At 73.6% G+C, this 13,417-nt stretch carries 6 protein-coding genes; 2 read left to right on the forward strand and 4 right to left on the reverse strand.

Annotated elements, in window-relative coordinates:
* Nucleotides 1–90 precede the first annotated feature (90 nt).
* Nucleotides 91–1,506 carry a zinc-dependent metalloprotease gene (locus ACFC1J_RS14195; RefSeq protein WP_375907210.1) on the forward strand — a complete coding sequence of 472 codons (1,416 nt, stop codon included), beginning with the start codon at nucleotides 91–93 and terminating at the stop codon, nucleotides 1,504–1,506.
* A gap of 755 nt (nucleotides 1,507–2,261) precedes the next feature.
* On the opposite strand, the gene ACFC1J_RS14200 is transcribed toward ACFC1J_RS14195, so the two are convergent.
* On the reverse strand, nucleotides 2,262–3,989 hold the full coding sequence (locus ACFC1J_RS14200; RefSeq protein WP_375907213.1) for an ATP-dependent helicase: 1,728 nt from the start codon (nucleotides 3,987–3,989) through the stop codon (nucleotides 2,262–2,264).
* On the reverse strand, nucleotides 3,986–4,909 hold the full coding sequence (nudC, locus tag ACFC1J_RS14205; RefSeq protein ID WP_375907216.1) for an NAD(+) diphosphatase: 924 nt from the start codon (nucleotides 4,907–4,909) through the stop codon (nucleotides 3,986–3,988). Before nudC ends, ACFC1J_RS14200 begins: the two co-directional genes overlap by 4 nt.
* Nucleotides 4,910–4,977: 68 nt before the next feature.
* On the opposite strand from nudC, the gene ACFC1J_RS14210 reads away from it, so the two are divergent.
* The gene (locus ACFC1J_RS14210; RefSeq protein ID WP_375907219.1) at nucleotides 4,978–6,420 is read left to right on the forward strand and encodes a phosphotransferase; all 1,443 of its coding nucleotides are present in this window, start codon (nucleotides 4,978–4,980) and stop codon (nucleotides 6,418–6,420) included.
* Here ACFC1J_RS14210 and ACFC1J_RS14215 read toward each other — a convergent pair.
* Both ACFC1J_RS14215 and ACFC1J_RS14220 read right to left on the reverse strand, forming a co-directional pair.
* The gene (locus ACFC1J_RS14215; RefSeq protein WP_375907222.1) at nucleotides 6,366–9,962 is read right to left on the reverse strand and encodes an ATP-dependent DNA helicase; all 3,597 of its coding nucleotides are present in this window, start codon (nucleotides 9,960–9,962) and stop codon (nucleotides 6,366–6,368) included. The genes ACFC1J_RS14210 and ACFC1J_RS14215 overlap by 55 nt on opposite strands.
* Nucleotides 9,926–13,150: an ATP-dependent helicase gene (locus tag ACFC1J_RS14220; RefSeq protein WP_375907225.1), complete on the reverse strand. Its 3,225-nt coding sequence runs from the start codon at nucleotides 13,148–13,150 to the stop codon at nucleotides 9,926–9,928. The genes ACFC1J_RS14215 and ACFC1J_RS14220 overlap by 37 nt, the downstream gene beginning before the upstream one ends.
* Between the last annotated feature and the right edge of the window lie 267 nt (nucleotides 13,151–13,417).

Genomic DNA, 13,417 nt, shown 5'->3' on the forward strand with positions numbered 1-13,417 from the left:
GTACAGCGGAGCGGTCCGTTCCCGGCGCATCCTGTGGTGGTGCAACTAGCGTAGTCAGGACGGGCTATACACGTGCTGAGAGGGCTTCCGATGGCTGAGAACGACCCGAACTCCGACGACTTCCTGCAGTTCCTCCGCCGCATGCTCGGCGGATCCGCGGAGGACTTCGACCTGAGTGCCCTGCAGGGCATGGAGGGCCTGAACCTCGACCCCGCGATGATGCAGCAGATGATGCAGCAGATGCAGAACGCCATGAGCGGCGACCCCTGGGAGACCGCGCTCCGGCAGGCGCTGCACATCGCCAACCGCGACGGGCTCGGCATCGACACGGGTTCCCGCTCCTCGATCGCGGACGCCTTCGCCCTCGCGGACCTGTGGGTGGGCGAGGCGACGACGATCTCCGAGCTCGGCTCGGCGCCGCGGCCCCTCACGCGCGGCGAGTGGGTCGAGCAGACCTTTCCGATCTGGAAGGAGGTCGCCGCACCCGTCTCCACGAGCATCGCCGACGCGCTGATGAGCGCCCTCGAGGGGCAGACTCCCGAGGACATGCAGGGCATGGTGCAGGGCGCGGGACGCCTCATGCGCGGGATCGGCAGCTCGGTGTTCGCGATGCAGTTCGGGCATGTGCTGGGCAACCTCTCGCTCGAGGTCGTCTCCGGCGGCGATGTCGGCATCCCCGTGCTCCCGGCGGGCACCGCCGCCGTCATCCCGCAGAACCTCGCCGCGTTCGGCGAAGGGCTGGAGATCCCCGAGGACCAGATCGCGCTGTACCTGGCCGCGCGGGAGATCGCGTACGCGCGGCTGTACCGGCACGCGCGCTGGCTGCACCTGCACGTGATGACCCAGATCACCGAGTTCGCGAAGGGCGTGACGGTCGACGTCGACAAGCTCGAGGACGTCGCGGGCCGGCTGGATCCGTCCAACCCCGAGGAGCTCCGCGAGGCGATCGAGGGCGGGGCGCTCCTTCCGGAGCTGTCGGACGCGCAGCGCGAGGCGCTGGAGCGGCTGGAGAATCTCATCGCGACGATCGACGGATGGGTCGACGTGGTCACCACGCAGGCCACCTCGCGGCTGCCGGACAGCGTGCGCATCGCGGAGGCGGCACGCCGTCGCCGCGCCGCGGGCGGGCCGGCCGAGGACGCGCTGGGCGCCCTGGTCGGGCTGAAGATCCGTCCGCGTCGACTGCGCGAGGCCGCCGCGATGTGGCGTGCCGTCACCGACGCGGTCGGCGTGGAGGCCCGCGACGCCCTGTGGGACTACCCGGATCTGATGCCGGACGCCTCGGACATCGACGATCCGGCCGCACTCGTGGCGCGGCTGCAGGCGCGTGCCCGCGGCGAGCAGCCCGCACCGGACGAGATGGACGAGGCGCTCGAGCGGCTGCTCAGCGGCGAGGACTTCGGCGAGTCGGACGATACGGACAGCACCGCCGAAGGCAGTCCCGACGAAGCCGATCCGGGCGAAGCCGGCGGGGCGGGCGACGGGTCCGGCGAGAAGCCGGTCTGAGCGAGTTCTCCACCGATTCCGGATCGCGCTCCCGAGCGGGGCGCGGATCCGGTCATGATCGGGCATGCCCACGATCCGACTCGATCCCGCGCACCCCGTGCTGTGGCGCGACGCCGACACCGTGCAGCTCGGAGCCGACGCGGTCCTGACGCTGCCCGTCCGCGCCCCCTGGATCCCCCTCATGCTGCAGGAGCTCGCGCGGGGGATCCCCGCACGAGCCTTCGAGGTCGTCGCGCACGGGATCGGCGCCCCGCTGCCCGCCGCCCGCCGGCTGCGCGCTCAGCTCGCGCCCGTGCTCGTCGAGGTCCTCCCCCGGCACACGGCGCGGTTGCTCCCGTCCCCCGTCGTCGGCGCCCGCACGCTGCTCCGCCTCGAGGAGGCGCTCGCCGATGCCGGGGTCGACGTCGTGGATCGCCCCGATGCGGTCGCGGTGATCGTCCGGCACAGCGCCGTGCCCGCGCGGGACGCCACGGCGCTGCTCTCCGCCGACAGAGTGCACCTGCCCGTGGCCTTCGACGCCGGCGGATCGACGGTCGGTCCCCTGGTGACGCCGGGGCGCACACCGTGCCTGTCCTGCCGCGACTCCCACGATCGCGACCGCGATCCGGCCTGGGCGGCATTGCACGTGCAGCTGCTCGAGCGGGATCCCGGCCGGATCCCGCTGGGCGGGATCGCGGCGGCCGCTCAGGCGATCGCCGATCTGCTCGCCGCGCGGCGCGAGGCGGTGCGCGACGGATCCGGCCGGATGATCCGGATCAGCCCTGCGGGGCGGCGATCATCGCGGACGGCCGGATTTCACTCAGACTGCCTCTGCCGATCTCCGCAAGGAAGCGCGACGGACGCCGTCCTGCACGATCGACGTCTCTGGACCACGTCATCGTCAGCGTTCTCGCGGCCCGCGTGACCCCGACATACGCCAGGCGCCGCTCCTCGTCGATCTGCTCGAAGCCGGTCGCATACGAGATCGGCAGCAGCCCCTCCGAACAGCCGATGAGGTAGACGTGCGGCCACTCCAGGCCCTTCGCGGCGTGCAGCGTCGACAGGGTTACGGTCCGCAGCACGGGCTCGTGCTGATCCTTGGCGCGCGCGAAGAGGTCGTCGGCGAAGTCGCGCATGGTGGTGCCCGCGGGCGCGTCCTCGGCCAGGCGCAGCACCGCACGGCGCGCCTCCCAGGCGTCGCGCAGCGCGCCCCCTGCCTCGGGCGGATCGTCCGTGTAGCCGAGTCCCCGCAGCACGTCGCGCACGGCGCCGAGGAACGAGTGCTGCTGCGGGGCGACCGCGGAGGCGCGCAGCGCCTGCACGGCCTGGCGCACCTCCGGCAGGTCGAAGAAGCGCTTGCCGCCCAGTACCGTGGCGGCGATTCCGGCCCCGGCGAGCGCCTGCAGCACGGCCGCCGACTGCGAATGGGCGCGGTAGAGCACCGCGATCTCCTCGGGCGATGCGCCCGCGGCGATGCGCGCGGCGATCGCCGCGGCGACGCCTCTGGCCTCCTCAGCATCGTCGTCGAACGCCACCACGACGGGACCCGGCGCGGTGACGGCGGGTGGCTCGGCGACAGCCGGAGCCGCGGCGGGGACGAGCTCGAGCGCGCCGGGACGGCCCTTCATGAGCGCGTTCGCGACTCCCAGCACCCCCGCGGCCGAGCGGTAGTTGGTCTCGAGCCGCACCACGGTCGCATCCGCATGGCGGCGCTCGAAGTCGAGCAGGAAGTGCTGGTCGGCACCGGCGAAGGAGTAGATGGTCTGCGAGGCGTCGCCGACCACGCACAGGTCGCCGCGGTCGCCGAGCCACAGCTCGAGCAGGCGGTGCTGCAGTGGTGAGACGTCCTGGAACTCGTCGACGGTGAAATGCCGGTACTGCTCGTGCACGGCGGTGGCGACCCTGGGTTCCGCCTCGAGCATGCCCGCGCACGCGAGCAGCACGTCCTCGAAGTCGAGCTGATGCCGGTCGTCCTTGAGCGTCTCGTAGGCGCCGGAGAGCTCGGCCACCTGCCCGGCGTCCAGACGCCCGATGGACCGCCCTCGCCGGGCCGCCTCCTCGATCGACATCATGGAGACCTTGCGCCACTCGATCGCCGAGGCCAGGTCTCGCAGCGTCGCCGTGTCGGGCCGCAGACGCAGCATGTCCGCGGCCTGCGCGAGCAGCCGCACCTTGTTGTCCACGATCGCGGGAGCCGGGGATCCGGCCAACTGCGGCCAGAAGAAACCGAGCTGGGAGAGGGCGGCGGCGTGGAAGGTGCGCGCCGCGACGCCCTGCACGCCGAGCGCGCGCAGCCGGCCGCGCAGCTCCCCCGCGGCCTTCGCGGTGAACGTCACGGCCAGGACCCGCGACGGCGTGTACGCACCGGTCTCGACGCCGTGCGCGATCCGGTGCGTGATCACCCGGGTCTTGCCGGTCCCGGCCCCGGCCAGCACCGCCACCGGTCCGCGCAGCACGGATGCGGCCTCCCGCTGGCGTTCGTCGAGGCCGTCGAGCGCGCTCACCGCCGATACCAGTCGACGATGAGGCGGTGCGCGATGGACGCCTCTCCGGGAAGCCCGACGGGCCCGTTCCCGGCGAGAGAGGATCCGATCTCGGCGCGGGTGAGCCAGCGCACGTCGATGATCTCCTCGCCGTCTCCGCGCGCCTCGTCCTCGTCGACGGCGGTGGCGTGGAAGCCGACCATGAGCGAGCGCGGGAACGGCCACGGCTGGGAGGAGAAGTACGCGAGGTCTCGTACGCGCACGCCCGCCTCTTCGAACAGCTCGCGGTGCACCGTGGTCTCCAGCGCCTCTCCCGCCTCGACGAATCCGGCGAAGCAGGAGTGGAAACGGCCCTTCCACTGCGCGTTGGCGCCGAGCAGCAGGCGCTCGCCGTCGGCGCTCTGCACCGCCACGATCACCGCGGGATCCGTGCGCGGGAAGTGCTCCCGCCCGCACGAGCCGCAGTGCCGGGACCAGCCGCTCTGCCGCAGCTCGGCCGGGTTGCCGCAGGCGGGGCAGAACCCCGCATCGCGCAGCCAGCCGGCCAGGGCGATCGCGGCGACGACCAGTTCGGCGTCGGCCGCGTCGACCACGGGAAGCGCCTCGCGCAGGTCGCTCCAGCGCGGCGCCCAGGATCCGTCCGCGTCGGTATCGTCCTCCGGATCCTGCAGCGCGAGGAGCAGACCGGTGCCGTCGGGACGGCGTCCGAGCAGCGCCCATTCGCGGGTGCGGGCAAGCACAGGGTCCCCCGCGCGCAGGACGATCAGGCCGTCGCCCAGGGGTACACGGCGCTCGCGCACCACGAGCACCCCGGTGCGGGCGTCGGCGCGGAGCCGGTCGATCATCTGGGGATCGACGCGCCATTCCGCCGCCCGGTCGAGCACGGCGGCATCGAGGACAGTGGCGCTGTCGGCGTTCGGTTCGGGGACGGTCTCCGGCACGGTCTCGACTCCCCTTCTCACAGGCGTGGCGGGCCCTGTGCGGACGAGGCTCGACCTACCCTGGTGACATGGCTCGCTCACCCTTCACTCTAGCCGCGGCGGTCACGGCGGCGGTGCCCGGAGCCGATGTCGTCGGCGCCCGCGCCCTCTCGTCCGACGGCGACGCCCGTTTCGACTCCGCCGTGGCGACGCTGGCGGACGGCACCGAGGTCGCGATCCGCGCGTCGAACGACGACGACACCGCCTCCGAACTCGCCAAGGAGAGTCTGGCGCTGCGCGCGCTCACGCCCGGCGCGCGCTCGATGCTGCGCTTCTCCGCCCCCGAGCACCTCGGCGACGGACGCGTCGGCGACACGCGCGCGCTGGTCACCACGCTCCTGCCCGGCTTCCAGATCGACGCCGCGGACGTGCCGTCCGGCCCCGGCGCCGCCGTCGCGATCGGCAAGGCGATCGCCGGCGTGCACGCCCTTCCGGTGTCGGTCGTGCGCAACGCCGGCCTCGCCGAGCGGACCCCGGCCGAAGCGCGCGACGATGTGCGCGTCCTGATCGATCGTGCCGCCGCCACCGGGCGTGTCTCGGCGCGTCTCACGGTGCGGTGGCGCGAGGCCGTCGAGGCCGACGACCTGTGGCGCTTCGAATCCGCGGTCACCCTGGGCGGTGCGCACGCGGAGTCGTTCCTGTTCGCGGATGACGACGAGCGCGGCCCGCGGGTCACGGGCATCGTGGGATGGCATGCGCTGTCGATCGGCGACCCCGCCGTCGACCTCGCCTGGCTGACCATGGCCGCCGACGCGCGCTCCGATGTGCTCGACGCGTACGCGTCGGCCACGCTGCGCGCCCCCGACGCGGGCCTCTCCACCCGCGCGCGGCTGCTCGCCGAGCTCGAGCTGGCGCGCTGGCTTCTGCACGGACACGACACGCACCGCGCCGACATCGTCGACGATGCCGCGCAGCTGCTGGACGCCCTCGCCGACGGCATCCACGACGACCTGGCCCCGCGTGCGGGAGCCGGTGCCGGCGTGGATGAGGCGATGTCCGCACTCGACCGGGTGCCGGCCACCGGCGCGACCCGGATCGACACCTCGATGCAGACCGACACCTACGACGCGAGCGCGTTCGCCGGGATCTCGATGGACGACACCTCCGCCTTCGGCCCCCGAAGCGCCGCACGCGCGGCGGCCGAGGCCGACGAGGAGGCCGCGCAGCGGGGTGAGCAGGATCACGCACCGGACGATGCCGCGCGAGAGGATCTGACGGCGACCGGCGCGATCGAGGACCTGGATCCGAACGCCACCGAGGATCTCGGCGCCCTGCGCGAGTCCCTCTCCTCCACGGACAGCGGCCCCCAGGAGAGCCTCGCGGACGAGGAGGACGACGAGGATCGCCCGACCCGCCCCGGCACGCTGCTGCCGAGCGAGGGCGGCATCGCGGGTTCGGACTCCGATGTCGCCGAGGCTCACCGCGCGGCGCGGGCCGCGTTCCAGCGCTGGACCAGCGCCTCCTCCGAGTAGACGGTGTCGCCCCGCAGCACGAGGTCGTCGGCGACGTAGAACAGCGCCACATCGATCTCGTCCAGGGGCACGCCGAACCGGCGGTGGTAGGCCAGCCGGTACAGGGCCAGCTGCAGCATGCGCTCCTCGCGCTCGGCCGCCGTCACCGGGGGCCGGCCGGTCTTCCAGTCGACGATCTCGATCCGCCCTCCCCTGTCCTCGCGACGGTAGACGGCGTCGAGTTTGCAGATCACGATGCGCGCCGGCTCGCCCTCGCCGACGGGCAGGGCGAAGTCGATCTCGGTCTCCACGGCGATCGGCTGGAGGGGCGCCCATTCGCTGCGCTCGAAGATCTCCCGCAGGCGCGCGAGATCTTCGGCATCCGCGCGGGCGATCTCGTCCCCGTCGTCGCCGACAGGACTCGCGTCTCCCCCGGGCAACGAGGCGAGATCGTCGTCCAGATCCCACAGCGCGTCGTCCAGAGACGTTCCGACCCCGACGGATCCCGAGCGGTGCTCGACCCAGGCGTGGAAGAGCGTGCCGAGCCTGGTCTGCCGGTAGGGGCGCTCCGGCATGGGGCGGGCGATCGTGCGGATCGTGCCGCCGTAGTCGGTGACGTAGTCCTTGAAGCGCGACGCGGGCACGCGCGTGGGCGCGTCGGCGATCGTGCCGCGCTGTCGTGCCGCCCGCTCGGCGAGCAGCCTCTCGAGCTCCTCGCTCGGCGCGGGCGCCGCCGGATCCGCCATCGCCCGGCGCACGTCCTCGGCGGCTCCCGCGACCCGCTCGCGGCGGCCGCCGAGCGGATCCATCGGCCACACGCTCGTGCGGGCCGCCCCCTCATAGGGGTTGTCCTCGGACTCCGGGGCGGGAAGCGGGTCGAGCCCGAGCTCCTCGATCGCCTCGAGCAGATAGGGGCTCGGCTTGCGCATGTTCTTCTGCCCCGACCAGTGCGAGCCGGTCAGCAGTAGATCCGTGCGCGCCCTGGTGACCGCGACGTAGGCGAGTCGGCGCTCCTCGGCGCGCTGGTAGTCGCGGTAGTCGTCCTTGAACCGGCGGAGCGCGCCGCCGTGCGGGTACGCCTTGGTGACGCCCGCGGCGAGCGAGTCGAGAGCCGCCTTCTCGCGCTTGCGGGGATCGTCGTCGGCCGCGTCCCTGGCGGCCTGCGGATCCCACGTGAACCGCGGCAGCGCATCGCTGTCGCCGCGCAAGGCGAACGGCACCACGCCGAAGCCGAACCAGCCCTGCGCGTCGGAGATCCGTCCCGGCAGCTCGTCCTCGACGAGCCGCACCACCGCGACCGCGTCCCACTCGAGCCCCTTGGAGCCGTGGATCGTGAGCAGCTGCACCACGCCGGGCTCCGGCGGCTCGGTGCGGGGCATGAGCTCGTCCGTCATCTCGGCCTTGTCCAGCCAGGCGAGCAGGCTCGAGATCGTGCCGCGGTCGTCCGCGACCAGGAAGGCGCGCACCTCGTCGCCGAAGGCGCGCAGCTGGGTCGCCGCGACCCTGGCCGGTCCCCGTGTCTCGTTGACGGCCAGCTCGATGTCCAGCCGCAGCTCCGACTCGATCGTGCGGATGAGCTCAAGGATCGGCTGCCCGGCCGCGCGGCGCAGTCGCTCCAGCATCTCCCCCGCCGCGCGCAGTCTCGCGCGCCCGGTGGGGCTGATCCGCTCCAGCAGCCGGTAGTCGTCGCGGGCGGAGCGGACGAAGTCGACGGCGTCGACGATCGAGACCGCCTCGTCGGCGCCGCGCGAGGACCGCAGGCGCTGCTTCAGCTCGTCGGCCAGCGGCGCGAGCGAGCCGTCCCGCACGGCGAGCTCGCGCGCCAGGTCGTAGAGCGCCGCCATGTCGGCGACCCCGATCGCGAACCGCGGCCCGACGAGGAGCCGGATCAGCGCGGATCCCGCGGTCGGGTCGTGGATCACCCGCAGCGCCGAGACCACGTCGACGACCTCGGGCGTCGCCAGGAGCCCGCCGAGGCCGAGGATGCGGTGCGGGATCCCCTGCGCGGCGAGGGCTCCCGCGAACGTCTGCATGTGCCGCTTGGAGCGGAAGAGGATCGCGCCCGTGTGCTGTCGAGCATCGTGCGGGCTTCCCGCCTGCGCCTCGTCGTGCGCGGCGCGGCGCTGCGCGAACCAGGTGGCGACCGCCGCAGCCTCGTCGTCCGCGGTCTCGCCGTACTGCACCTGCACCCGCCCCGCCCCCGATCCGGGCCGCGGCTCGAGGGCCGGGACGTCGAGCCCAGGGCGCTGCAGCGGGAGCAGCAGACGGTTGGCGACGTCGAGGATCCGCTCGTCATTGCGCCAGCTGGTCATCAGGCTGTACGTCTCGGCGGTCCGCTCCTCGGCGAACGTGCGCCCGAACGCGTACAGATTGTCGGCGCTCGCGCCGCGCCACCCGTAGATCGACTGGTGCGGATCCCCCACCGCCATCACGGCACCGTCGCGGAACAGCGCCGCCAGGAACCGGGTCTGGATCACGGAGGTGTCCTGGTACTCGTCGAGCAGCACGACCCGATGCTGTGCGCGCAGCTCCGCACGCACGTCGGCGGAGGCCTGCACGATGTCGAACGCTCCGCCGACCTGGTCGGCGAAGTCGAGAACGCCGCGTCGCCCCTTCTCGGCGATGTATTCGCGCACCAGATCCGCGAGGATCGGCATCGTGCGGAGGTTCTCCGCGGCCTTGGCCACGTCGGCGTTGCCGCGGTAGGGCTCGAAGTCGTCAGCCTGCTCGACCGCGATGCGGACCATCGCGTCCAGATCGACGCGATGATCGAGCACGTCGCCGGCGAGACGCTGCACGGCGTCGATCACGCCGTTCAGCGAGCGGTCCACCTCGTCGAGCCCCGGAAGATCCGCGCGGAGCACGACGGCACGGGCGATGAGCCACGATGCCGACTGGCTGAGCATCGCGGAGTCGGGATCCCGGCCGATGTGCGCCGCGTGCTCGCGCACGATGCCGTCCGCGAACGCGTTGTAGGTCGACACGCGGGGCCGGATGATGAGGTCCTCCGCAGCGCGGGGCGCCGAGGGATCCCACCCGGTGTCGAACCGCACGGCCAGCTCGTCCAGCACCTCGCGCTGCACCGCCGCACGCTGTGCGGGACCGGTCGCCGCGGAGACCCGGTCGAGCGCACCGGTGCGGACGATCTCGGGAAGATGGGGCAGCAGGCCGCGGCGGCCGTATTCGTCGATGCGGTCGAGGCGCAGCGCGATCCGCTCCGCCAGCTCGCCGGCGGCCTTGCGGGTGAAGGTGAGACCGAGGATCTCGTCCCGCTCGACATGGCCGTTCGCGACGAGCCAGACCACGCGGCCCGACATGGTCTCGGTCTTGCCGCTGCCCGCGCCGGCCACGACGAGCGCCGGGGTGGGAGGCGCTTCGATCACGCGCTGCTGCGCCAGGGTCGGCGTGGGCAGCCCGAGTGCCGCGGAGATGTCGGTGGCGGCGATGCCGTGCCCGCCCTCCCAGGCGTCGATGCTGCGGTCGCCGACCGTGGAGGCGGCCTCGATCACCTGCTCCGCCGCGCCGCTCATGCGCTCACCGCCGGGATCGTGTGGATCCGACACGGGCTGATCCGCACCTGGGTGTCGGCGCAGTGCGCCTCGACCTGAGCCGTGAAGCTCGACGCGGCCATGCCGCGTCCTGCCTCGGCCACGCGCTCCAGGAAGGCGGCCCGCGCCTCGTCGCCCAGCCGGTGCTGGTGCGCGACGCGGTAGGGGCTCTGCCCGATGGTCTGCGCGACGAGAACGAGGCGCGCCCCGGCGAGTGCGGCGGGATCCGCGTCCTCGACCTGCCCCTGCTCGACCGCGAGCTGATACGCGGCCAGCTGGGCGTGCTCCGCCACCAGCGCCTCCGTCCCCGGCTCGTACTTGCCCGTCTTCAGATCCACCACCACCACGCGCTCTCCGCCGACGCCGTCCGCCATCGTGCTCCAGGTGCGCCCGCGGGCCGCCTCGTGCTCCCCGCCGCCCGCCGGATACGCCTCGACACGGTCGATGTAGCCGCTGACGATGGCCTGCTGGGCGGGCTTCTCGGCATCGACGGGGTGCGCCGCGGGCTCCGCGGCGAGGTCGACGGCGAACCGGAATCCGCCCTCTGAGGCGACCACCCGCCCGCCCTCGCGCCGCACCTCGGCCAGATAGTCGTGCAGGCGCTGCAGGTAGAGGTCGGCCCTGCGGCGCTCCTTGGCGTCGATCCACGGCGTCTCGAAGTCGAGCTCGCCCCAGCGCTCCTCGAGGATGCGGCGCATGGCCTCGAGATCGCCGTCGGGCACGTGCTCCATCGCGGCGTGCACGATCGTGCCGATCCCGGCCGACGGCGGTGCCACGGTGTCGCCGCCGAGCGCGGACACGACCCAGTTCACCCCGCACTCCTCGAAGGCCTCGAGTCGCGAGGGCGAGACCGGCACGGATCCGGTCTCGAGGTCGCGCAGCGGCCGCTCGTCGGACGGCGGGCGCACGCCGAACCACTCGTCCGGATCCGCACCGGGGACGTCGGCCTCGGCCAGCAGACGCAGCTGGCCCGCCGCCTCGGATCGCGCCCCCGGATCCGTCGACGTCGTCAGCACCCTGCGGTGCTTCGCGACGAGGCCGCGCAGCGTCAGCGGATGCGCGTGCCGCTCCTGAGGCGGCAGCGGATCCGGCAGGAAGCCGAAGAACGCGCTCGGGCTCTGGTCGTCGTCGTCGACCGCCGTGACCAGGAGCCGGTGGCGGGCGCGGGAGAGCGCCCGCACGAAGAGCCGCAGCTCGTCGTGCAGCGCCGCCCGACGCCGGTCGAGCGTGGAGTGCTCGTGCTCCGGCTCGCCGGAGCGGGCGGCGTTGACCGCCTCGCCGAGCCGCCAGGTCTCCAGCAGCCCGCCGCGCAGCCGCACGTTCGGCCAGACCCCGTCCTGCACGCCCGCGATCACGACGGCGTCGAACTCGGTGCCGAGCGCGGTCGCCGGCGTCATCAGCGTGACCGTGGCCGGACGCTCGGGAGCGGACAGGGAGTCCTCCGGCACCTCGCTGTCGAGGATGTCATGGATGAACGCCTCCGGCCCCTTCTCCGGCGCACGCTCGACCGAGCGCTTGGCCGCGTCGAACAGGGCGACCAGGGCGTCGAGGGCGCGCGCGGTCTCGGCGCCGGAGGGCGAGCTCGCGCTCTCCTGCCAGGAGAGCGCGAGGCGCCGGCCGTCGGCGGCGCGCGACGAGTCCCATACCCGCCAGAGCAGCTCGTGGATCGTCTCCCCGCGCAGCCCGGCCTCGCGCACCTCGTGCAGCACGGTACCGAACCGGTCGGCGATGCGCGCCTCGGCGGTGTCCAGCCGGGCGAACCTGGCAGGTTCCGCGATGCCGTCGCGCAGCAGAAGTCGTGCCGGGGCGGATCCGCCGGCCTCGAGCTCAAGGTGCCGCAGCCGCGCGCGCAGCCGCCGCAGTCCCACGCCGTCCAGCCCGCCGAACGGCGTGCGCAGCACCTCCGCGAGCAGCTGCGGATCCCGCTCCGCCGGCTCGGCGAGGGCCAGTCGCACGATCCCCACGATGTCGCGGACGACCGTCTCGCTGCCGAGCGGGCGCTGCACGCCCGCCGCACGGGTGGGCACCTCGCGCGCCGCGAGCTCGGCCTCGAGCGCCGCGACCTGGCGGGTGTCGTGCGCGATCACGGCCATGCGCTCCCAGCCGACGCCGTGGAGCAGGTGCCACTCCCGCAGCGTGCGGGCGATGAGGTCGTGCTCCTCGTGCGGCGACGGCGCGATGAAGGCCTGCACCGCGTCCCCGGGGGCATCGGCCGCCGCGGAACCAGGGGCGCGGCGGTGCTCGATCCGGCCCGAGGCTCCGATCGTCTGCACCACGGTGCGGGTGAGGGCGGTGAGCGGCGGATCCTGCCGGTGCGCCTCGTCGAGCACGTGCACGTCGCCGAGCATGGACACGAGGCTCGCGAACAGTTCGGGCCCTGCACCGCGGAACGCCCCGGAGGAGATGTCCGGATCCCCGAACGCGAGGACGGAGATCCCACGGCTGCGGAGCGCCGCGACCAGGGCCACCCCACCCGCGGTCAGCTCCTGCGCGTCGTCGATGAGCACCGCGCGCAGCCGGCCGAGCGGTCCCAGCATCTCCGGCTCCGCGGTACGCAGGATCGCAGCGGCCTCGGCCAGCAGGTCCGCGGCGTCGCGGTGCGCGGCGCGGGCGCGGTCGAGCACGCTCCGGTACGACAGGGCGAAGGACCCGACCGCGCGCCAGGCCGGACGCTCGGAGCGCTCCAGCTCGGCCGGGGTGACGCCGAGCTCGGTGCACTCGGCGAGGAACGCGCGCAGCTCGGAACGGAACGCCCGCGACGAGCGCACCGCGGCGCCGAGGTTCTCCGGCCAGCGGCTGCGTATCCCCTCGCCCTCGTCCTCCGCCTCGCCCGCGAGCAGATCCGCGATGATGCGGTCCTGATCCGCACCGGTCAGCAGGGCGGGCGGCTCCTGCCCCGCGTGCACCATCGTCCCGCGCACCAGCTGGAACGCGAACGACCCCAGCGACCGGGCGAGCGGGCCCGGCGTCGCGACGCGCACGCGCACACCGATCCGGTCGCGCAGCGCGGTGGCGGCCTGCCTGTTCGGGGTCAGCGCGAGCACCTGCTCGGGGGCGAGGCCGCGCTCGATGAGCGCCGCGACGCGCTCCACGAGCGCGTGCGTCTTGCCGGTGCCCGGGGCGCCGATCACCGTGCCGACCGCAGCCGAGGGTGCGTCGATCACCGCCGCCTGCGCAGGGGTGGGGGCGGGCTGTGCGGGCATGCTCCCACGCTATCCGGCGCGACCGACATCGCCCTCCGCACCCGGCGGTGGGTCAGGGCAGCCGGCCGATCCGTGCCCCGCCCGGCGACGCGTTCCGCAGGAGAAATGCACCTCTGCAGGAGATTCGGCACGGATCCGCCCTCGGAAGTTGCAAACGTCCTCCAGACATGACCGGGCGGCGCGCGTCCGACGCCCCTCCTGAGGATCCGATCCGGCCTCGCATCGCCCTCGGCGAACACCGCCGCGCACGCGGTCCTCCCCCGCGGA

Source organism: Microbacterium sp. NPDC056052 (assembly GCF_042266785.1).
In the GTDB taxonomy this organism is placed as follows: Bacteria; Actinomycetota; Actinomycetes; order Actinomycetales; family Microbacteriaceae; genus Microbacterium.